General features: G+C 60.2%; 21 protein-coding genes. 12 read left to right on the forward strand and 9 right to left on the reverse strand.

Features of this window, described 5'->3' with window-relative positions; genetic code table 11:
• Positions 1–34: 34 nt before the first annotated feature.
• The 4 genes from sufU to HNQ65_RS06635 all read right to left on the reverse strand — a co-directional run bounded on the left by sufU (position 35) and on the right by HNQ65_RS06635 (position 2296).
• Positions 35–472, reverse strand: coding sequence for a Fe-S cluster assembly sulfur transfer protein SufU (gene sufU / locus HNQ65_RS06620; RefSeq protein WP_184338708.1), 438 nt, complete (start codon positions 470–472; stop codon positions 35–37).
• Between the two features lie 34 nt (positions 473–506).
• Positions 507–1724, reverse strand: coding sequence for a cysteine desulfurase (locus HNQ65_RS06625; RefSeq protein ID WP_184338709.1), 1218 nt, complete (start codon positions 1722–1724; stop codon positions 507–509).
• A 17-nt stretch (positions 1725–1741) separates the two neighbouring features.
• Positions 1742–1951: a hypothetical protein gene (locus HNQ65_RS06630; protein ID WP_184338710.1), complete on the reverse strand. Its 210-nt coding sequence runs from the start codon at positions 1949–1951 to the stop codon at positions 1742–1744.
• Between the two features lie 114 nt (positions 1952–2065).
• Positions 2066–2296 (reverse strand): hypothetical protein, encoded by a 231-nt coding sequence (locus HNQ65_RS06635; RefSeq protein ID WP_221306060.1) that lies wholly within the window; start codon positions 2294–2296, stop codon positions 2066–2068.
• Positions 2297–2430: 134 nt separating this feature from the next.
• Here HNQ65_RS06635 and HNQ65_RS06640 point away from each other — a divergent pair, with 134 nt between their 5' ends.
• Together HNQ65_RS06640 and HNQ65_RS06645 are read left to right on the forward strand one after the other, a co-directional pair.
• Complete coding sequence (locus HNQ65_RS06640) at positions 2431–6381, forward strand: PVC-type heme-binding CxxCH protein (protein WP_184338712.1); 3951 nt, start codon at positions 2431–2433, stop codon at positions 6379–6381.
• Positions 6382–6664: 283 nt separating this feature from the next.
• Positions 6665–7177, forward strand: coding sequence for a hypothetical protein (locus HNQ65_RS06645; RefSeq protein ID WP_184338713.1), 513 nt, complete (start codon positions 6665–6667; stop codon positions 7175–7177).
• Positions 7178–7321: 144 nt separating this feature from the next.
• On the opposite strand, the gene HNQ65_RS27100 is transcribed toward HNQ65_RS06645, so the two are convergent.
• Positions 7322–7504, reverse strand: a complete 183-nt coding sequence (locus tag HNQ65_RS27100; protein WP_408004802.1) for a helix-turn-helix domain-containing protein — start codon at positions 7502–7504, stop codon at positions 7322–7324.
• A 63-nt stretch (positions 7505–7567) separates the two neighbouring features.
• Here HNQ65_RS27100 and HNQ65_RS06655 point away from each other — a divergent pair, with 63 nt between their 5' ends.
• The gene (locus HNQ65_RS06655) at positions 7568–7807 is read left to right on the forward strand and encodes a DUF2281 domain-containing protein (protein ID WP_184338716.1); all 240 of its coding nucleotides are present in this window, start codon (positions 7568–7570) and stop codon (positions 7805–7807) included.
• Positions 7804–8190, forward strand: coding sequence for a type II toxin-antitoxin system VapC family toxin (locus HNQ65_RS06660; protein ID WP_184338717.1), 387 nt, complete (start codon positions 7804–7806; stop codon positions 8188–8190). Before HNQ65_RS06655 ends, HNQ65_RS06660 begins: the two co-directional genes overlap by 4 nt.
• 59 nt (positions 8191–8249) lie before the next feature.
• On the opposite strand, the gene dnaA is transcribed toward HNQ65_RS06660, so the two are convergent.
• Both dnaA and HNQ65_RS06670 read right to left on the reverse strand, forming a co-directional pair.
• Positions 8250–9683, reverse strand: coding sequence for a chromosomal replication initiator protein DnaA (gene dnaA / locus HNQ65_RS06665; RefSeq protein WP_184338719.1), 1434 nt, complete (start codon positions 9681–9683; stop codon positions 8250–8252).
• Positions 9684–10045: 362 nt separating this feature from the next.
• Complete coding sequence (locus HNQ65_RS06670; RefSeq protein WP_221306062.1) at positions 10046–11098, reverse strand: DUF3500 domain-containing protein; 1053 nt, start codon at positions 11096–11098, stop codon at positions 10046–10048.
• Positions 11099–11306: 208 nt separating this feature from the next.
• Between HNQ65_RS06670 and HNQ65_RS06675 the strand changes: the two genes are divergently transcribed.
• The 7 genes from HNQ65_RS06675 to HNQ65_RS06705 all read left to right on the forward strand — a co-directional run bounded on the left by HNQ65_RS06675 (position 11307) and on the right by HNQ65_RS06705 (position 18845).
• The gene (locus tag HNQ65_RS06675; protein ID WP_184338721.1) at positions 11307–12971 is read left to right on the forward strand and encodes a GspE/PulE family protein; all 1665 of its coding nucleotides are present in this window, start codon (positions 11307–11309) and stop codon (positions 12969–12971) included.
• A 51-nt stretch (positions 12972–13022) separates the two neighbouring features.
• Entirely contained in the window at positions 13023–14687 is a 1665-nt protein-coding gene (locus HNQ65_RS06680) for a GspE/PulE family protein (RefSeq protein ID WP_184338722.1), read from the forward strand.
• A gap of 125 nt (positions 14688–14812) precedes the next feature.
• Positions 14813–16093, forward strand: coding sequence for a type II secretion system F family protein (locus HNQ65_RS06685; RefSeq protein ID WP_184338723.1), 1281 nt, complete (start codon positions 14813–14815; stop codon positions 16091–16093).
• Positions 16094–16148: 55 nt separating this feature from the next.
• Positions 16149–16865 carry a type II secretion system protein gene (locus HNQ65_RS06690; protein ID WP_184338724.1) on the forward strand — a complete coding sequence of 239 codons (717 nt, stop codon included), beginning with the start codon at positions 16149–16151 and terminating at the stop codon, positions 16863–16865.
• A gap of 68 nt (positions 16866–16933) precedes the next feature.
• Positions 16934–17281: a hypothetical protein gene (locus HNQ65_RS06695; protein WP_184338726.1), complete on the forward strand. Its 348-nt coding sequence runs from the start codon at positions 16934–16936 to the stop codon at positions 17279–17281.
• Between the two features lie 86 nt (positions 17282–17367).
• Positions 17368–18162 carry a class I fructose-bisphosphate aldolase gene (locus HNQ65_RS06700; protein ID WP_184338728.1) on the forward strand — a complete coding sequence of 265 codons (795 nt, stop codon included), beginning with the start codon at positions 17368–17370 and terminating at the stop codon, positions 18160–18162.
• Positions 18163–18197: 35 nt separating this feature from the next.
• Positions 18198–18845, forward strand: a complete 648-nt coding sequence (locus tag HNQ65_RS06705; protein ID WP_184338729.1) for a hypothetical protein — start codon at positions 18198–18200, stop codon at positions 18843–18845.
• A gap of 29 nt (positions 18846–18874) precedes the next feature.
• Here the strand turns inward: HNQ65_RS06705 and HNQ65_RS06710 are convergent, their stop codons facing one another.
• Positions 18875–19732 (reverse strand): DUF3108 domain-containing protein, encoded by an 858-nt coding sequence (locus HNQ65_RS06710; RefSeq protein ID WP_184338730.1) that lies wholly within the window; start codon positions 19730–19732, stop codon positions 18875–18877.
• A gap of 77 nt (positions 19733–19809) precedes the next feature.
• On the opposite strand from HNQ65_RS06710, the gene HNQ65_RS06715 reads away from it, so the two are divergent.
• On the forward strand, positions 19810–20910 hold the full coding sequence (locus HNQ65_RS06715; RefSeq protein WP_184338732.1) for an aminopeptidase: 1101 nt from the start codon (positions 19810–19812) through the stop codon (positions 20908–20910).
• 85 nt (positions 20911–20995) lie between these two features.
• Here the strand turns inward: HNQ65_RS06715 and HNQ65_RS06720 are convergent, their stop codons facing one another.
• On the reverse strand, positions 20996–21637 hold the full coding sequence (locus tag HNQ65_RS06720) for a histidine phosphatase family protein (protein ID WP_184338733.1): 642 nt from the start codon (positions 21635–21637) through the stop codon (positions 20996–20998).
• Positions 21638–21695: the final 58 nt, after the last annotated feature.

The following is a 21695-nucleotide window of genomic DNA, read 5'->3' on the forward strand; positions in this document are numbered from 1 at the left end:
CGACTGCATGTTTACGGCTAAGCAAAATGCCCCCCTACTTCTCCTCCAGCGCCTGCTCCAGTGCGCGCCACGCCAGCATGGCGCACTTCACGCGCTGGGGGAATTTCTGCACGCCTTCGAGGAGGATGAGTTCGCCGAGGGCGTCTTCGTTGGCGGGGGCACCATCTCCCATGACGACGCGGCGGAAGTCTTCGCGGACGGCGGCGGCTTCGGTCTTGGACTTGCCCTTGATCTTCTGCGTCATCATCGACGCGCTGGCCTGGCTGATGGCGCAGCCCTGGCCGGTGAATTTGAGGTCTTCGATGCTGCCGTCGTCCTTCACTTTCACCCACACGTCGATCTCGTCGCCGCAGGAGGGGTTGTCCCCGTGGGCGTGCAGGCAGGGCGGCGGGATTTCACCGCGATTGCGCGGATTGCGGGAGTGATCCAGGATCACCTGCTGGTAGAGATCTCGAAGGTCGTCGGAAAGCATGGTCGTAGGGTCGGGTCAGGCCGGCGGGCCTGCCTCACGCAAAGAACTTACGCGCGAGGTGCAGTACTTCGACGAGACGATTGATCTCTTCAAGCGTGTTGTAGAAGTAGAAGCTGGCGCGGGTGGTGCCGGGCACCTTGAAGCGCCGCATGAGCGGCTGGGTGCAGTGGTGCCCGCCGCGCATGGCCACGCCGTGGCTGTTGGCAAATTCCACCAGGTCATGCGGATGCGCAAAATCGAGGTGGAAGGCCACCAGTGCGCCCCGGTGACCGCTCAGCGGCCCGAGGATGCGGATGCCGGGCACCTCGCCCATGAGCTGCACGGCGTAGTTGGCCAGGTTGTGGTCATGGCGCTGGATGTTCTCCAGGCCGATGGCCTGCAGGTAGTCGATGGCAGCGCCGAGCCCGATGACCCCGGAGATGTCCGGCGTGCCCGCCTCAAAGCGGTGGGGCGGCGGCTTGTAGGTGCTGCCTTCCAGGGTGACGTTCAGGATCATCTCGCCACCACCATGCCAGGGCGGCATGCTTTCCAGCAGGGCCATGCGGCCATACAGCGCGCCGATGCCCGTGGGGCCGCACATTTTGTGACCGGAGAAGGCCAGGAAATCGCAGCCGAGATCCTGCACATCGATGGGCATGTGGCCCACGCTCTGCGCGCCGTCCAGCAGCGTCACCGCACCCACGGCCTTCGCTTTGGCGATGAGTTCCTTGGCGGGATTGATGGTGCCGAGGGAGTTGGAGACGTGGACAAAGGCGAAGAGCTTCACCTGCTCGGTGAGCAGCGTGTCGAGCTGCGCCAGATCCAGCGTGCCGTCGTCCAGCACGGGGATGTGTTTCAGCGTGGCTCCGGTGCGCTGGGCCAGCAGGTGCCAGGGCACCAGATTGCTGTGGTGCTCCATGCCAGTCAGCAGAATGACGTCTCCTGCGCGCAGATTCTGCGTGCCCCAGGTGTTGGCCACAAGGTTGATGCCCTCGGTGGTGCCCCGGGTGAAGATGATCTCGTCCTCGGACGCTGCGCCGATGAGGCGGGCCACCTTGCCGCGCGTGGCCTCAAAGGCCTCGGTGGCGCGGTTGCTCAGCTCGTGCAGGGCGCGATGCACGTTGGCATTGTCACGCTCATAGTAGTGCGTGAGCGTCTGGATGACAGCGCGCGGCTTTTGACTGCTGGCGGCGCTGTCCAGATACACCAGCGGGTGTCCGTTTACCTGCTGGTCGAGAATGGGAAAGTCAGATCGTATGCGGTGCCAGTCCATGTGTGCTGGCAGCACACTTAGCGAGCCGCCATGCGCTGTCCAGCAGCAGCACCCACGGCTGCAGGGGTGCGACCCGCGTAGTGGCCGCGGCTTTCGATCTCACGTGCACGCTCCTGCATGGAGGCAGGCTTGCCGTCTGTGGGCAGATCATTCTCACCGATCAATCCCAGCATTTCTTTTCCCAGTTGATCAAACATTTTCACCGGAGCGCTGCCAGGGAGGGACATCAGAGTCTGGCAACTGGTCAGAGTGGCAGCAAGCAAAAGGAGAGAACTGAGGCGGGCAAATTTCATTAAAATCGTGTTTATCATGCCGTGGCGTTTCTGTAAACAATTAGATGATCAGGGCCGGAAGGCCACCTGGGCACCTGGGCTGCCAAAAGAGCGCGGAATGCCGTGACTGCCTTTCCCCTGCACTTCTCTGGCACGCATTTCCATGCTCTTGGGCTGGCCATTTTCATCGGCCAGCAGAAAGTAATAGGGAGCCAGTCGCAGTGCTGTGCCGATCAGCCCGCAGCTGCTGAGCAGGCAGCAGGCGGTGGCAGCAAGGAGAAGGCGGGATTTCACGGACATTCGGCCGTTTTATCACAGCCATAATTCACCGTAAACCTTTTTAATGGCGTGCTGCGCAGGCAAAACTTGCGCTCCACACGGCAAACTTTGCCCATGCGCCTGCGTATTTCACTGCCTTCCGCTCTCCAACCCACATGAAGAAACTGCTCCCCTTCCTCCTCCTGGCACTCGGCCTGCCGCTCCACGCTGAGATCGAGCTCAAACAGGGCGACAGCATCGCCATCCTCGGCAATGCGCTGCCAGACCGCTCCCAGTACTCCGCCTGGCTGGAGACCATGCTGACGCAGGCCCATGCAGAAAAAGACCTCACTTTCCGCAATCTGGCTTTCGCAGGAGACGAGGTGCAGACCTGGCACCGCATCGACAATTTCGGCACCCGTGACGAATGGCTGGCCAAGGTGAAAGCGGATGTCATCTTCGCCTTCTACGGCTACAACGAGTCCTTCAAAGGCTACGAAGGCATCGAGGAGTTTAAAAAGAACCTCGCCAAATTCATCGACGACGCCAAGGCGCAGAACTACAGCGGCAAGGGCGCGCCGCGCATCGTGCTCTTCTCCCCCATCGCGCTGCAAAAGGTGGCCAGCCCCAGCCTGCCGCCGGTGGATGAAAAGAACACCAACATCCAGAACTACACCGCCGCGATGAACGAGGTGGCCGCCGCCAAGGGCGTGACCTTTGTGGACCTCTTCCAGCCCAGCGCCAAGGGCCTGCCGGAAGGCTCCACGCTGGACGGCCTCTACATCACGGACAACGGCGAAAAGGCCATCGCAGCCTCCGCCTTCAAATCTCTCACCGGCAAGGACGCGCCACAGGTGAATGAAAAGCTGCGCCAGGCCATCATCGACAAAAACTGGGAGTGGCACCAGCGCTACCGCACCGTGGACGGCTATAATGTCTATGGTGGCCGCTCCGGACTGGCCTACGCGGCAGGCGTAGGCGGCTTTAAACAGAACGAACGCAACCCCGAGAAGCCCTACATCTCCAACTACCAGGTGATGATGGAGGAGATGGCGCAGCGCGATGTCAAAACAGCCAACCGCGACCAGCGCGTGCACGCCATCGCCAAAGGTGGCGATCTCGTGGTGAAGGACGACAACCTGCCGCCCGTGGAAAAGGTGCCCACCAACATGCCCAACCCGAAGGAGGGCAAGGAATTCAACAAGGTGCCCATGACCGGCATGACCTTCACCCCCGAGGGGCTGGTGGACTTTCCCGATGCCAAGGAGGCCATGAAGAACATCCAGCCTGAGGCGGGGCTGAAGATCACCCTCTTTGCCGATGAAAAGATGTACCCCGAGCTGGTGAATCCCGTGCAGATGGCCTGGGACACCCGCGGCCGCCTGTGGGTCAGCGCCTGGCTGAACTACCCCGAGCGCACCCCCACCAGCACCAAGGGGGACAGCCTGCTCGTCTTTGAAGACACCAATGGCGACGGCACGGCGGACAAGATGACTGAATTTGCCGATAACCTGAACTGCCCCACCGGATTCAATTTCTACAAGGACGGCGTCATTGTCATGCAGTCGCCCAATCTGGTGTATCTCGAAGACACCGATGGCGATGGAAAGAGCGACAAGCGCACCATCCTGCTCATGGGCCTGTGTGCCGCCGACTCCCACCATGAAACCAACGCACTGAGCTACGACTGCGGCGGCGCGCTGTATCCGAGCGATGGCGTCTTCCACCGCACCCAGGTGGAGACCCTGTACGGCCCGGTGCGCAACACCAACGGCTGCATCTACCGCTTTGACCTCAACCGCCGCACGCTGGAGCGCTTCACCACGGACGCCACGGTGAACCCCCACGGCAAGGTCTGGGACCGCTGGGGCAATGCCTACTTCACCGACGCCACCGGCAACGTGAACACCTTTGCCGAGGCCTCCTCATGCTATCTCCCCCGCGAAGGCGGTGGCAGTGCCAAGCTGCAGGAGTTCTGGAAGCGCCCCGCCCGCCCCAGCCCAGGCAACAACATCATCTCCAGCCGCCACTTCCCGGACGACTGGCAGAACAATTTCCTCAACACCAACGTCATCAGCTTCCAGGGCATCTGGCGCGTGCCGCTCATGCCAGATGGCGCCGCGATGAAGGGCGAAGTGAGCAATGAGCTCGTCAAGGTGGACCCCGCCGTCTATCCCACCTTCCGTCCCAGCGCCGTGAGCGTGGGCCCGGATGGCGCGCTGTATTTCTGCGACTGGTCCAATGCCATCATCGGCCACATGCAGCACCACCTGCGCGACCCCAACCGCGACCACAAGCATGGCCGCATCTACAAGCTGACCTATGAAGGCCGCCCGCTGCTCAAGCCCGCCAAAATCTACGGCGAGAGCATCGAAAACCTGCTCGAAAACCTGAAGGCCTGGGAGGACAACGTGCGCATGCGCAGCAAGATCGAGCTGGCCAAGCACGACGCGCAGAAGGTCGCCGCCGCAGCCAAAGCCTGGGCTGCCAAGCTGGACAAGAGCGACAAGGAATACGAGCACCACCGCCTTGAAGCCCTCTGGACGCACCAGTGGGTCGATGTGGTGGATGTGGATCTGCTCAAAGAAGTGCTCTCCTCCCCCGAGCCGCGCGCCCGAGCCGCCGCCACCCGTGTGCTCTGCTACTGGAAGGACCGCGTGCCCGGCGCGCTGGATCTTCTCAAGGTCGCCGTGAACGACCCCGCCATGCCTGTGCGCATGCACGCCGTGCGCGCCCTCAGCTTTTACCAGCCCACCCCGGATGCTGAAAAGGCGCTGGAGATTTCCTACGATGTGCTCAAGCAGCCCACCGACTACTACATCGACCACGTCTTCGGCGAATGCCGCAAGGGCCTGCAGTCCGTGCTCAAGACCAAGGTGCTGCCCAAGGACCCTGCTGCGCTGGCGGAGTTCATCGCCAAGACCACCGATGCCGATCTCAAAGGCCTGCCCGATCTGGAGCCGGTGCTCATCGAAAAGCTCACCCGTCCCAAACTCAGCGCAGACGTACGCGCTGCCGCTCTGACAGAACTGGCCAAGAACTCAGGCGACGACACCCCCGTGGTGCTGGTGAACATGCTCAAGAAAATCGAAGCCGCCGATGGCAGGCTCAACTCCACCGCCGACGACCTTGGCAAGCTCCTCCTGGCCCAGTCTGCCGGCATGCTGGCCCGCCATGGCACGCTGCTCAAGACGCTGGCCAAGAATGCCAAACAGGCCCCGGTGAAGCGCGCCTGCTACGCCGCCTACGTGGTGGGAGACAAGACGCCCGACAATCTGTGGAAGAGCGTCGCCGATGCGGGAGAGCGCAACGCGATCATCGAATCCATCGCCCTCATCCCGGCCAACGAAGCCGCTCTGCGTGCCAAGTTCCAGCCGCACCTCACCGCCATGCTTGGAGATACCTCCCTCAGCGCCGCAGGCCAGCGCGCCGTGCTCTCCGCCCTGCCACTCATGGGTCCGAACAACGCCGCCGCCAACTTCCAGATCGTGGCGCAATACCTCATCGACGGAAAAGATCGCAACGCCGCCGCCAAGGCCCTGCTGAAATTCCCCAAGACCAACTGGGACGCCGCGAAAGCCAAACCCATCACCGATGCCGTGCTGGCCTATGGCAAAAGCGTGAAGCCCGCCGACCGCAGCAAGCCCGAGTACGTGGAGATCATTGCCGCCGCCAAGGAGATGGCCGCGCTGCAGGGAGACGCCGCCAAGGGCATCCTGGCCGAGCTGAAGACGATCAGCGTGGATGTCTTCGTCGTCCACACGGTGCACGAGCAACTGCGCTTTGACACCACCAAGCTCGAAGTCACCGCCGGCAAGCAGTTTGAAGTCATTTTTGAAAACGACGACGTCATGCCGCACAATTTTGTCATTGTCCCTCCCGGCAAACATATGGAGATCGGCACCGCCGCCATGACCATGACGCCTGACAAGCTGGACAAGCAAGGCCGCGCCTACATGCCCGCCGCCTTTGAGAAAAGCATCCTCGCTGCCACCAAGCTGCTGGAACCCGGCCAGAAGGAAACCCTCAAGCTCAAAGCCCCGTCACAACCCGGTGAATATGAATTCGTCTGCACCTTCCCGGGACATGCCGTGCTCATGTGGGGCACGCTGAGCGTGGGGAAGTGAGGAGTGCAGCAACCGCGACAGCGTCTTGGAGTGCGTGCGGCAAGCCTCGGCGCGACGCCGCTTTCGCAAGGCCTGACGGCATGCTGAAGCCGAAGAACGCCCGCCCCCCGCGAAAGCGGTGCCGTCGATGCAGGCCTGCGCCGTGCATCTCTGTCACCGCAGTCGAAGACACTTTCGCACGGCTGAAAGCACCAGCGCCCATGCAGGCGTTGAGCTTGCTTCCTGGCCGTTCATAGCATGATTCCGATTTCGCAGCACTAGCATTGGCAGTAGAAAAGCCAGCATGAATTCCAGGCTCAGGTCAATACCTCTTGCCATCGGCACACGTCTGAGGCGTTTCTTTCTTTTCTTTCTTGGAGGGGAGACGTTGGAGTTTGAGGCCCCGTGTGCTCCCGAAGCTCTCAAAGCCAGCATTCTCAGCTCCAGAGATCATCTGCAACATTATGCCCATGTGCGTGTTTGGGGGGATCGCGTGCATGTCCAGCTACCGCCAGATTTTATGCGTCGAAGATCAACACTCGCCTTCCGCGGCATCATTGAATCCACTCCCGCTGGCAGCCGGATAAAGGGAGGCATTTCCGTCAACCTCTTCAACCGGTTGATGCTTGGATTATGGCTTGGCACCGTGACTCTCATCTCACTGATTGCCCTCCGCACAGTGCTCATTCCTGCTGGAGGCCTGGCTCTGTTCTGGTTGGGATGGCTTCTGACCGGCCTTGATGAGGCCGAGCCAAAAATCATCCGTTACCTCTCTTTTATGTGTGCTAACGCCGCACCAGCTACATCACCCGAATGACTCACCTGTCAGCACAGCAAGCGCAGAACTGACAGGCAGCATTTGATTCGTTTTCAAAGATTGCACGCCCTGAAGCCCTGGCGCCCCGAATCACTTCAGGACGCCTCCGTATTTGCCAAGATCCATGCGAGAAGAAAAGCCACCTCAGCTCTCCTGAATCTTCCCCGCCAGCGTGTCGAGCGTACGCTTGAAGTCGTTGGAGCTGCTGATGAGGTTGTTCACCACCTTGCAGGCGTGGATGACGGTGCCGTGGTCGCGGCCGCCAAACTCATCCCCGATCTGAACCAGTGGCAGCTTGGTCAGGGTGCGGGTCAGGCACGTAGCCACCTCTTCGCATGTCAGGAAACTCGCAGGCTTTGCGTTCCGGCCCAAATCGACTATCCTCGGACCATGAGCACCATCACCGCCATCTTCGAGCCTGCTCCGGACGGCACCTTGCATCTTCCTTTGCCAGCAGCCTGGCAAAAGATGCCCATCCGCGTTCAGGCGGTGTTGGAGCCGGTGACTTCGCCGGATTCACCAGACTTGCCCCGGTCTGCGCTGAAAGGCTTTGGCTGCCTCAAAGGCAAAATCTCGATGGCTGCAGACTTCGACGAACCTCTTGAAGACTTCAAAGAGTACGTTTCATGAGGCTCCTCATCGACACGCATGCACTGATCTGGTTCTGCGAAGGCAATCTCAGTCTCAGCTCCGCGGCCCGTGCAGCGATGGAAGATGATGCCAATGAAAGGTATATCAGCCACGCTGTGCTTTGGGAAATGGCGATCAAGCTTTCCCTCGGCAAACTTCAGCTTCAGGCGGATTACGATTTGATCTTTCCTGGGGTCGTGGATGCCAATGGTTTCCAAATGCTTCCCGCCCGGCTCGAACACTATCGGGATCTTCTCTCCCTGCCCCGCCACCATGGCGACCCTTTTGATCGCCTCATGATCTCACAGGCCCGAGCCGAAGGACTGACCATCATCACCTGCGACACACATTTCCCCGCCTACGGCGTTCCATTGCTTTGGTGAAAAAGGTCGTGTGGAGCACATCCGGGCCATACCCGGTGTGCTCCGTGACCTTGGCAGCCTCAGCTCTCCTGAATCTTCCCCGCCAGCGTGTCGAGCGTACGCTTGAAGTCGTTGGAGCTGCTGATGAGGTTGTTCACCACTTTGCAGGCGTGGATGACGGTGCCGTGGTCGCGGCCACCAAACTCATCCCCGATCTGCACCAGCGGCAGCTTGGTCATCGTACGTGTCAGGTACATGGCCACCTGGCGCGCTTCAGCGATGTTCTTGGGGCGACGCGGTCCGGTGAGGTCGCTCACGCGCAGGTCGTAGTGCGTGGCGATCACACGCTGGATGCGGTCCACCGTCACCGTCTTGGACGGATCCTCGTCGATCACATCATGCAGCATCGTGGCCAGGGCGGATTCCGTGGTCACCGCGCCTTCCAGGGAGACGTGGGCTGCCACGCGCATCAGCGCGCCTTCCAGCTTGCGCACGTTGGCGCGGATGCGCTGGGCCATGTAGTCGAGGATCCAGGGATCCAGGGAGACATTGAAGTCGCTCTGCTTGCGGCGCAGGATGGCGATGCGCGTTTCAAAATCCGGCACCTGGATCTGCGTGGCCAGGCCCCACTCAAAGCGGGACACGAGGCGGCTTTCCAGGTTCTTGATCTCGCTCGGCGGGCGGTCGCTGGCCAGCACGATCTGCTTCGCGTTGTTGAAGAGCTCGTTGAAGGTGTGGAAAAACTCCTCCTGCGTGCTGTCCTTGCCCTCAAAAAACTGCACGTCGTCGATCAGCAGCACGTCCACCTTGCGGTACTTCTGGCGGAACTGGCTGAACGTCTGGCGCTTGATCGCGTCCACAAACTCATTGGTGAACTGCTCTGAGGTGACGTAGCGCACATTCGCACGGGGCTTGCGGGCCAGCACCTCCTGGCCGATGGCCTGGAGCAGATGCGTCTTGCCAAGGCCGGTGGCGCCGTGGAAAAACAGCGGATTGTAGATGCGGCCCGGTTTTTCAGCCACGGCCTTGGCCACAGCCACGGAGTAGCTGCTGTTGGGGCCGATGACGTAGCTGTCAAAGTTGAACTTGGCGTTCAGACCCGCCTCGCTGAAGAAGCGGATCGGAGCCTGGTCGGCGGCGTTCACACGCGCGGCCTTCAGCTCGGGCTTTGGCGCAAAATTCACCGGCACGGCCTCGGTGGCCACATGGAACTCGATGACCGTCGGCTCTCCCGTCACCTCTGCCACGGCATCTGCCACGGCACCACTGTGGTTGCTCTCGATCCAAAGCTGATGGATCGGATTTGGCACCGTGATCACAAACCTGCCATCATCCGTCAGGCGTGCGGAGGTGCCGCTGAAGCAGCGCTGAAAATTGTCAGCACCCAGGCGCTTTACCAGCACCGCGCACACCTGGTCCCAGACGGTGGGCACTGGGGTGAACAACTCCGTTCCGACTGCATGCGAAGATCCATTGTGAGAAAGGTGATTCGTGTTTTCATCGGTGCGCGCCATGAGAGTTGGTTGCTGGTGGGAGAAAGGGGTCGGAGCGGGTTGGGAAAGCTGGGAAAAAGTCATTCGGTTGGAAGCATTCAAAAGGCCATCAGGCATCTTTTAAAATGACATCTCCTTGTATGACGAAACCGACACGTGAAACAAGCTCTTCTTCGATATATTTTTTGAATTTTTATCCACTCCGTACAAAAGATTTTAAATCTATTCACGTTCGATTGTGAAGATTCCAATGATCCTGCGTTAACAAGCTGTGAACAATCTGCGAATAGCTGTGTGCAAACGCATTTCGGCACGCTATGTGCGAACATAAAAAAAACCGGCGGCTGAATCAGCGCGCCGGTTTTGACTTCTGGATTGAGCGATCAATGTGCCTGCTTCACGTGCTCACCGAGCACATCACGGCCAAAGTCACCGTCAAAGCTGCGCCACACGCTGTGCACATGGTTGGCGTTGTTCTGTGTATTGTCGTATTCCAGCAGGAAGGTCTTACCCTGCACGCGGTAGTAGTGCGGCTCTCCACGCTCCTTGCCGCCAGCCCAGGCAAAATGAATGGGGCCGCTGGCCTGGAATTCTGCACGTGCTGCATCAGCAATCTCCGGACGAAGACGGTCCACATATTCGTCGATGAGGCGCTTGAGCATGCCCTTCTGCTTGGCGTCGAGATCCGTGTCTGCAATACCTTCAGGAGAAAGCGGGTCCACCTTGTGCTTGGCCTCGGTGATCATCTCTTTTGGAGCTTCCGTGGCGACAAAAGCTTTTTTAAACTGCTCTTCGCTCAGAGACTTCACCAGTTCGCGGCCCAGCTCCTCCTCAACGCCCAGCACGCGCAGGCCTGTAAGCGGCCCCTGACGAATTTCGCCGGGATTGGTGCCCATGAATGAGGGGGTGGCACGCAGCATCTGGCCGTCTTTGATCGTGAAATTCAGAGAGAGATGATGCCCCTCCACACGCCAGCCCCAGGCACCCTTGTCAGCAGGTTCGCCAAAGATGGAGACGTAATACTTTTCTGGGTCGCGCTTTTCACGGGTGGCGGCACGCTTGGACTCATCTGCGCCCTCGATCTGGTAGAGCACCTCCTCCAAGCTCATGATCGTCACCGCCTTGGCGGCACCACGGAAGCCCAGGCCTGTGTTGAGCAAGGCCTGCGCCAGCAAACGCTGCTGCGGGGTCATCTCCTTCATGGGCAGCCCCTTGCGTTCACGAGGGATGAAGTGCCAGTTTTCACGCTCTTCCGAGCCAAACTCAAAGCTGGCCTTGGCCTTCTGCTCCGGTGTCAGTGCGGAAAGAAACACTTTGGCGATGGCGGACATCTGCGCGCCGGCCTCATGCGCCCGGGCGCTTTGCGGTGCGATGCACGAAAAGGCAAGACAAATGCCGAAAAAAGGGACAGTGAGACGCTTGACGAGGTTCATCATGATGGTGGGTGGGGAGGCGATGCTTCGCCGTGAATGTCCGGCGTAGCAAGTCGAACGCCGGATAGCACTCCGGTTTGTCATGGATTGTGATCAATTTTCATCTTGTGCGCGCCGAGTCGTTGACACTTTCACACGCAAGGTAGTAGTCTGAGATTTATCGTAAAAAACCTGTCTCACGTACCATCAGACCAGCCGCCCCGATTTTTTCATGTACTCGAATGAAGCATACCTCCTCGAACAGCTCCAGGAAACCGGCCTGCTGACCCAGCGAGACATCCAGCAGGCCAAGACTGGCCTGAAGCCTGGAGACAGCGTCATCGCCGCACTCATCAAAGCCTCTGCCGTCACGGATGAGCAGATCGCACGCACCGTCGCCGTCAATTCAGGCATGGAGTACATTGACCTGCATGGATTCGAAGCGCACCCCAGCCTTCGCAGTTTGGTGTCACAGGAAGTGGCGCTGAAATACAAGATCACCCCGCTGGGGATGAACGGCACCGCCATTCAGATCGCTGTGGCCGACCCGTTTGATTTCGAGGCTCTGGATGCCCTTCCCCACCTGTTGCAGCCGGAAATCGAGTTTTACTGCTCCACCCCGGCCCTGATCAAGACCGTACAGTCCAACATCTATGGCAACGAGGCCGTGCTCGGCACCGTGACTACCAAGGGCAGCGGCAGCGAGTCCTCCAGCTCTGATGCGGACGCTCCAGTGATCAAGCTCGTCTCCAACCTGCTCATGGAAGCCTTCAAGCAGAAGGCCTCTGATATTCATATCGAGCCCCTCGACAAGGACATCCGCGTCCGCTACCGCATGGACGGTGTGCTGGTGGATGTGGAGCACCACCCCAAGCGCCTGCTCTCCTCCATCATCGGTCGTATCAAGATCATGACCGGCTCGATGCAGCTGGATGAAAAACGCATCCCGCAGGACGGCCGAATCCAGATGCAGTTTAATGACAAGGAGATCGACATGCGTGTGTCGATCATCCCCACCAATCATGGTGAGAGCGTCGTCATGCGTGTGCTGGACAAGAGCAGCCTCAAGCTCGGCCTCGTGGACCTCGGCTTCCTCAGCGATGACCAGGCCGCCTTTGAGCAGCTCATCACCCTGCCGGACGGCATCATCCTCGTGACCGGCCCCACGGGCTCAGGCAAGACCACGACGCTCTACGCCTGCCTCAACTTCATCAACCGCCCTGACCGCAAGATCATCACCGTGGAAGACCCGGTGGAATACGAGCTGGCCGGCATCAATCAGGTGATGGTGAAGGAAGATGTGGGAATGACCTTTGCCGCGGCCCTCCGCGCCATGCTGCGTCAGGCGCCCAACATCATCATGCTGGGGGAAATTCGTGACCTTGAGACCGCCTCCATCGCCATCCAGGCCTCCCTCACCGGTCACCTTGTCTTCAGTACGCTCCACACCAATGACGCCCCCAGCGCCGTGGCACGTCTCACCGACATCGGGGTCAAGCCCTTCCTCACCGCCTCCGCCGTGCGCGCCATCGAGGCCCAGCGCCTCGTGCGCAAGCTCTGCGGAGACTGCAAGCAGCCGGACACCCTCTCCTCCGGAGACCTGCGCGCCCTCGGCCTGGAGGCAGGCCAGATGGCCCAGGCCACCATCATGGGCGCACGCGGCTGCAGCAAGTGCCGCCAGCGCGGCTTCCGCGGCCGTATGTCCATCGTGGAGATCTTCAAGATCAACGACGAAGTGCGCAGCATGATCAACCAGCAGCTCACCACCCCGCAGCTGCGCAAGCGCGCCCGCGAACTGGGCATGCGCACCCTGCGCGAAGACGGCGTGCGCAAGGTTCTCGCCGGTCTTACCACCGCCGAAGAAGTCATTGAGGCCACCATGGCGGACGTTGACTGATTTTTTCCCTCTCTCTTCCATTCTCCAAACAACTTCCCAATCCAGCAGACTATGACTCCCCATAACGTGGTAGAGATGCTCAAAGGCCGGGGCGTGATCGACAAAGGTCTCGCCTTTGACATTGAGCAGGACGCCGTGCAGAACGGCAAAGACATCGTGCAGGTGCTGATGTCCTACGGCATTTACACGAACGAGGATGAATTCTGGGCCCAGGTGGCCGAAGAACTCGGTGCCGACCACTTCGACCTGGAAAACTACGAGCCCCCGCCCTCGGTCGTGGCCCTCATTCCCGCCGGCATGGCGCGCCTCTACGGTGCCTTCCCCATCACGTTGGACGCCCAAGGCCTGCATGTGGCCTTCACCGATCCGCTCAATCCTCAGCTCGTGGAAGATCTGCGCTTTGGCCTGGAAAAGACCATCGTGCCCGTCGTCGCCCGCCGCAGCCAGGTGCAGAGCCTGATTGAAAAGCACTACGGCAGCGGAGCCCCCAGCATTGACGAAATCTTCGGTCAGATGGGCAAGGGTCTCAAAGACGGACTTACCGCCGAAGCCGAGGCCAACTCGGCCCCCATCGTCAAGTTTGTGGACCTCGTCATGCAGCAGGCCATCAAGGAGCGTGCCAGCGACATCCACTTCGAGCCCTTCGAGCGCGAGTTCAAGATCCGCTACCGCGTGGACGGCGCGCTGTATGAAATGGCGCCGCCCCCTGTGCATCTGGCCAATTCCATCATCTCCCGCGTCAAGGTGATGGCCAGCATGAACATCGCCGAGCGCCGTATCCCTCAGGACGGTCGTATCATGACCACCGTGGGCGGAAAAGCGGTGGACATGCGCGTGAATTCCCTGCCCACCCAGCATGGCGAGTCGGTCGTTATGCGTGTTCTTGACCGCTCCTCCATCAATATCGAGCTCGATGCCCTGGGCATGCAGCCCTACCTGGAGGACTACATCGTCGAGACCATCCACAAGCCCAACGGCATCTTCATCGTCACGGGCCCCACGGGTGCCGGCAAGACCACCACCCTCTACGCCTGCCTGCGCAAGATCAACACCATCGACAGCAAGCTCCTCACCGCCGAAGACCCGGTGGAATATGAGCTCGATGGCGTGATGCAGGTGCCCATCAATGAAGGCGTGGGACTCACCTTCGCCAAGGCCCTGCGCTCTTTCCTGCGTCAGGATCCGGACCGCATCATGGTGGGGGAAATGCGTGACCTTGAGACCGCCCAGATCGCCATCCAGGCCTCCCTCACCGGCCACTTGGTGCTCAGCACCCTGCACACTAATGACGCCGCCGGTGCCGTCACCCGTCTCGTGGACATGGGCGTGGAACCTTTCCTCGTCTCCGCCACGCTGGAAGGCGTGCTGGCCCAGCGACTCCTGCGTACCATCTGCAAGAGCTGCCGCGCCGCCTATGAGCCCAGCCTGCACATCCTCAACCAGCTCGGGCTCAGCCCGGAAGACATCGGTGGCCGCAGCTTCTACACCGGGTCCGGCTGTGGTGTGTGCGGAAACAGCGGCTACAAAGGCCGTAAAGGCCTCTACGAACTGCTGGATGTGACAGACCCCATCCGCGAGCTCATCACCTCCCGCGCCCCATCCATCGTGCTCAAGCAAAAGGCCATCGAGCTGGGCATGATCACCCTCCGTGAGGACGGCCTTCGCAACATCTATGATGGTGTCACCACCATCGAAGAAGTCCTGAAATACACCTGATCTCCGCCGCAGCGGCTCGCTCCGTGCATCTCCTATGCACGCTGTACATTATTTGATGGACAGAACGCCCGCCGCCCCGGTATTCTAAAATTACCTGAATCAACGCCGCCCCCCGCACGCCCCCTATGCCCACGTTTCATTATATCGCCCTGGATCAAAACGGTCAGGAACAAGCCGGAAATCTGGATGCAGCCTCCGAGGCAGACGCCATCAACCTGCTGCGCCAATCCGGCCTTTATCCGACCAGCGTCGCCGCTGAGGGACAGGGTCAGGCTGCAGCCATCAAAAAACGGGCCAAAACCACCTCCAAGGGGCAGACCAAATCCGTCAAAGTGGGTGCCAACGCCAAGGTCAAGAGCAAGACGCTCATGATCTTCACCCGCCAGCTGGCCACGCTGATTGATTCTGGCCTCCCCCTCCTGCGCGGTCTCACCGTGCTGGGCCGTCAGGAGCCCCATCCGATCATGAAGGGCACCATCAACACCCTGGCGGACAACGTTCAGACGGGCAGCACCTTCTCCGAGAGCCTCCAGCAGTACCCGCGTATCTTCAACAAGCTCTACATCAACATGGTCAAGGCCGGCGAGCTCGGTGGTGTGCTTGAGCTCGTGCTCAACCGTCTGGCTGAATACCAGGAAAAGGCGCAGAAGCTCAAAAACAAGATCGTGGCCGCAATGGTTTACCCGATCATTGTGATGTTCATCGCCGCAGGCATCATGGTCTTCCTCATGATGGTCATCGTTCCCCGCTTCGAAGTCATCTTTGAAGACATGCTGGGCAGCAAGGACAAGCTGCCGGATCTGACCAAATGGGTCATCGGCTTCAGCCGTACCATGGCAGATAACATCTGGTACATCCTGGCAGCCACAGCCGCCATCATCGTCGGCTGGCGCATGATGGCTGCCACCAAAGGCGGCCGCCGCTGGATCGACCGGACCAAGCTCAAGCTCCCTCTCTTTGGCGATGTCCAACGCAAAACCGCCATCTCCCGCTTCACCCGCACCCTCGGTACACTGGTCACCTCCGGCGTGCCCATCCTGCAGGCCCTCAACATCACCCGTGACACCGCCGGCAACACCATCGTCTCTGATGCCATCAACAAGGTGCATGACGCTGTGAAGGAAGGTGAATCGATGGTCGCACCGCTGGAGTCCAGCGGCGTCTTCCCTCCCATGGTGATCTCCATGGTGGACGTGGGCGAAGAAACCGGCCAGCTCCCCGAAATGCTTCTCAAGATCGCAGATGTGTATGAAGACGAAGTGGACAACTCCGTCTCCGCACTCACCTCCATGCTCGAGCCGCTGATGATCGTTGTGCTCGCTCTCGTGGTCGGTGTCATCGTCATGGCCCTGTTCCTCCCGCTCATCGACGTGATCAAGAACCTCAGCGGTGGCGCCGGAGGCTAGTCTTTCCCTTCTTCTCCGCAACGCAAACGCACCCAACCCGCCCTTGCCTGGAGTCATGAAAATCACACGCCTTCATTCCCCGTCACGCAACCGCGCCTTCACCTTGGTGGAGATGCTCATCGTGGTCACCATCATTGCGCTGCTCGCAGCCTTGACTCTGGGTGGCTACACCTATGCCATGCGCTCCTCCAAGCGCCGTGTCACCACCGGAACCTTCGAAGCCATCAAGCTGGCGCTTGAGCGTTACAATTCGGAATTCGGTGAGTTCCCCCAGCCAGCGAGCACCAACCAACTGGCTCAATTCACTCCAGGGCGGACCATGTATGACATCTCCGGGGCTTCTTGCCTCTACCAGGCACTGACTGGGGATGGCTTTGACCAAATCAGCGGAGCGGCGAAAAATGCTGGTGCCACCCCTGGCGGTGGTGGTGGCGGTAAATCAGATGGTAAAACTGAAGGCACGGCGGAAATCACCAACAAGATGCTCGTCGAAATCCCCCAGACCATCTTCACAAAGAAGGGCGCTGCTTACATCTTGATCGATGGCTTTGGGCATCCGTTTCAGTACCTCAAAGCCGCACCAGCGACTACGAACACGAATGGTGGTGGCAGCGGCGGCAGTGGTGGCAGCAACAACGCGAATAATGCAACCACCATCAACTCCACGTACGACCTCTGGTCATACTCTGAAGATGAAGTAAACACCACCAAGCAGAGCATCAACTCTCTTGCAGATCCGAACATTTCCAAAAAGTGGATTAAAAACTGGTGATCAACCTGTTAACTGATCTTTTGGAAATCGTTATTGACTGATCGTCTGCGGGCAAAGATTGATCCATCATGCCCATTGGTCTGGCCATAGCCTCAATCCTGACGCTGTTTTTCAGCTTCTGGATACTGAACATTGCCCGGGATCCCAGTGTCTGGCGTCTTTGGTGGATGGATCTGATCGGCGTGCTGGATGTGGATGCTGATCGTGAAAAGCGTGGGTCGCAGGAGCGGCAGATGTCTTTCATCTGCTACCTGCTTTTCCTTCTGCTGCTTACCACCAGCCTCAGCGGCGGCTTCTGGACGGTGTATCTTGTGCGCGAATACAAACGGGAAAAAACCCGCTTTGAGCGTGAGGTGGACAGCTCCAACCGCGAGATCGAGAAGGTCAAACGCCAGCCCCAGAGCATCCGCCGCTGAGCGGCAGGTTGGACCGGCTGGCAGCATTTTGGTTTGCACGTGGCCCCCATCGCAGCGAAGAACCCCCATACCCCAACCCCGACTCCATGAACCGCCAGGAAAACCTCGAATCCCTTTTTCGCAACGGCAAGACCGTCATTCTCCCCATTGACCACGGTTGCGCCATCCCCGTGCCCGGTCTGGAAAACCCCTTTCAGCTCATCGACAGCGTCAATGAGTTCGTGGACGGCTACGTCATGAACCTCGGCGTGGCCCTGCGCGCCGCCGACAGCCTGGCCGGCAAGGGCATCATCCTCCGCACGGACATCTACAACACCCGCACCACCGGAGAAGGTGCGGGCAGCATCGGCGTCTTTGGCGTGGAAGAGGCTGAAATGGTCGGCGCCAACGCCGTCATGAATATGATCTACCCCTTCTCCAACTACGAGAAGACCAACTTCCAGGAGTGCGCCGACCTCATCCGCCTCAGCCTGGACACGGACATCCCCGTCATTCTGGAGTCCCTGCCCTACGCGCTCGGTGCTCCAGACAAGTACACCGTGGAAAACGTCAGCTTTGCCGTGCGCCTCGCCGCCGAGCTGGGCTCTGACGTCGTCAAGACCCCCTACCCCACCAACGGCACGGTGGAAGACTTCCGCCGCATTGTGGGCCAGAGTTTTGTGCCTGTCATCATCCTCGGCGGTGCCGCCATGGGAGACGACGCCGGCCTTCTTAAAATGGTGGAGGACGCCATGGACGCAGGTGCCGCTGGCATCGCCATCGGCCGCAACGTCTGGCAGCACAAAAACCCTGCCGCTATCGCCCGCAGCCTCGCCGCCATTGTGCATGAGGACGCCTCCGCTCTCGAAGCGCTCGCACTGCTGAAAGAACCGGTGCGCTGAGCCTGTTTCGTCTGCTCCCCCAGAGATCCCCAGCCATGAAAAGCTTGCTCCTTGCCGCCAGCCTCCTCACCGCCTGCACCCTTCACGCCCAGCAGCTCCAGACCTTTGACATCAAGGCGGACGACTGGGCAGAGGGAGAACCGCCCAAGGAGGTCTTCGTCGTGGACGGCACCATCAAGATCGGCGCACGGGATGGGAACAAGGCCATCATCATCGATCCCAGCCCCATCACCGACGCCAGCGCCCAGCTCGGCGTCTCGGCGGCTGGGAATGCCAGCATCGAGGCCAGGATCTTTGCCATTAAGCGCGGACGCAGCACTCCGCGCTTTGGCGTCAGCGTGCATGGCATGAGCGGCCACCGCCTCATCGTCAATCCCGCCAAAAAATCCATCGACCTCGTCAAAGGAGACCAGACGCTCGCCTCCGCCCCCTTCCCCTGGACCAGCGAGACCTGGGTCAAAGTGAAGCTCGAAGCCAAGAAAGCCGCAGACAATGCCTGGACCATCACCGGTAAAGCCTGGCCAGCCACCGGCACCGAGCCCGCAGAGCCCATGATCAAACACGAGGAAAAGAACCTCAAAGGCCAGGGCAAATGCGCTATCTGGGCCACCCCCTTCTCCGGCGAGCCCGTCTTCTTTGACGACATCCACCTCGCCCTCGAAGCCGCCCCAGCGGCTCCGTAAAAAGTGATGCAGGCACTCTTGCCTCCAGCTTAGGGCTCCTTCACCACCATGCTCTTTGGCAGTGCTGCCGTGGCGTCCTTGCCGCTGAGGTATTCAAACTTCGTCAGCCGGGCAAACATGTAGCCCACATACACACTGGCCTGCATCTCCAGTGGCACGCGCAGCTCATCGTCGCTCACCCAGATGGTGGCGGTTTTCATCTTCTTGTAGTCGCTCATCACCAGCGTCGTGCGGTCGATCTTGCGGATCTTCAGCCCCAGCTTGATGCAGGCCCGCTTCTTGCCCTCATACGTCATCGTATCGCGCCCGAGCACCTCAAAAGTCGTCAGATAAGGCGTGTCCCACGGCTGAACCACACGCGTGATCTTCTGCCCGTTTTTCAGCTCCTGGCTGCGCACATACAGGATGAAGGAAAGGATGTCATCCATCGGGCCAAACGGGCACACCGCCGTGGAGTGGCTCTCTTTTCCCTTCACCGGCTGCACCTGCGTTTCCGTCACCACGCGGTGCGGCTGAAACGCCACCCGGTAGCGGCAGGTCTCAGCGCTGTCCGTCTCCCGATGCTGCAGAAAATGCGCGCTCAGGCTGCCCCGGTGCATGATGGAGGTCATCTCGCAGTCATATTTCCACAACATCCGCGCCAGCCCCGTGCTCGCCGCGCTGGCATCGGCACGCCAGAAATCGGCAGCCGCCTCACGCACCGTCAACGTGGCCTGCCCCGCCGTCATCACATGGCTCCAGCCGATGTCAAAGGTCAGCTTGCAGGGCGGCACCGCGCGCGCGCCCGCATGGCCCGGCGTCAGCTCCTTCACCCACTCCGGCGGCCCTGCCACGGCAGCAGACAGACTCAGCAGACCAAGGACAGGCAGCAGCAGGTGGAGGCGCATGCACGTATCATTCCGCTGATTTTCCCTTTTGCCAGTCTGTGTCTTTTCCGCCACAGTCTTTCATACCACCACCCATCATGCACGATCCCCGTATTGACGCCCTCTCCCGCCAGCTCGTCCGCTACTCCACCAAGGTCAAAAAAGGCGACCTCGTCTGGATCGACCTTTTCGACGTGCCCAACACCGTGGGCCAGAGCCTCATCCGCGAAGTGGTCGCCGCAGGCGGCATGCCGATGGTTCGCATCAATGACGCCGTGCTCACCCGCGAGCAGATGATCCACGCCAGCGAAAAGCAGTACGACATCATCGCTGAAAACAACCTCGCCCTCATGAAGCAGACCGACTGCTACATCGCCGTGCGCGGCAGCCACAACATCACCGAGGCAGCCGACGTGCCCCCGGAGCAGATGAAGATGGTCATGGCCAAGCTCCGCCCCGTGCAGAATGAGCGTGTGAACAACAGCCGCTGGGTCGTCCTTCGCTGGCCCACCGCCTCCATGGCGCAGCAGGCCGGCATGAGCACCCAGGCCTTTGAAGACTTCTTCTTCCGCGTCTGCCTGCTCGACTACGCCGCGCTGCTTCCTGCCATGAACGCTTTGAAGAAGCTCATGGACAAGGCCAAGGACGTACACATTACCGGCCCGGGCACCGATCTGCGCTTCAGCCTCAAGGGGCTCAAGTCCTACGTCTGCGGCGGCGGTCACAACATCCCCGATGGCGAAGTCTTCTCCGCCCCCGTGAAGGAAAGCGTCGAGGGCGTCATCAGCTACAACGCCCCCACCATCTATCAGGGCATCGCTTTCGACAGCGTGAAACTCGAGTTCAGCAAAGGCAAGATCGTCAATGCCACCGCCAACAACACCGCCGCCATCAACAAGATCCTCGACAGCGACGAAGGCGCCCGCTACATCGGTGAATTCGCCATCGGCTTTAACCGCGAGATCAAGGAGCCCATGCGCGACATTCTCTTCGACGAAAAGATCGCTGGCAGCTTCCACTTCACCCCCGGCCAGGCCTACGAAGGCGTCGCCGACAACGGCAACCGCAGCCAGGTGCACTGGGACCTCGTGAACATCCAGCGCCCCGAATACGGCGGCGGCGAAATCCGCTTCGACGGCAAGCTCATCCGCAAGGACGGCAAGTTCCTGCTGCCTGAGCTCAAGCCGCTGAACTATTGAGTGATGCGGGCACTCCTGCCCGCAGTTCGAACGTCCAAGAACACTCATTGCGGGCAGGAGTGCCCGCATCACTTCCCAGCATTCCTTACTTGATGGGCGGCTGGAAATTCAGCAGCTCGATCTCCACAGCGTGCTTCCGCTCCGGCAGCAGCTCCACCAGGCTGATGCTGCCGTACTCGATGTTGAAGTGCGCCAGATGTGCCAGGGGCACTTCGAGCAGCAGCGCCAGGATCACGCGAATGATCCCGCCGTGGCAGTACACCGCCACCTTGCCGTTTGGGTGCGCGTGAATGATCTGCAGCATGCACTCCTGCACGCGGCTCTTCAGGTTCGCCACATCCTCACCATTCGGGATCCGGTTGCTCTCGATGATCTCCAGCCAGTCAAAGGCGCTCATGCCAAACTTGCTCTGGATCTCATCCCACGTGTTCCCCGTCCAGTCGCCGAAATCCATCTCGCGCAGCCCTGGCAGGATCTGCGGCTGCATGCCGCGCTGTGCCGCCATCGGTGCCAGCGTCTGCTGCACGCGCAGCATCGGGCTGGCATACATCACATCCAGCGGCGTGTCCTTCAGCCATTCCGCCACTGCTTCTCCCTGCTTCACTCCGCGCGGAGAAAGCCCCATATTGATACGCGATCCGCCAAACACCTTGTGGTATCCTTCCTCCACCTGCCCGTGGCGGATGAGGTAGATCTGCATGGGATGTCCGGGGAGATGAGATTTCACGGCTGAGTAAAGTGAGTGAGTGTAAAGACAGAAGGCAGCGCCTTCACGCTGCCTTCTG

Source organism: Prosthecobacter vanneervenii, from assembly GCF_014203095.1.
In the GTDB taxonomy this organism is placed as follows: Bacteria; Verrucomicrobiota; Verrucomicrobiia; order Verrucomicrobiales; family Verrucomicrobiaceae; genus Prosthecobacter; species Prosthecobacter vanneervenii.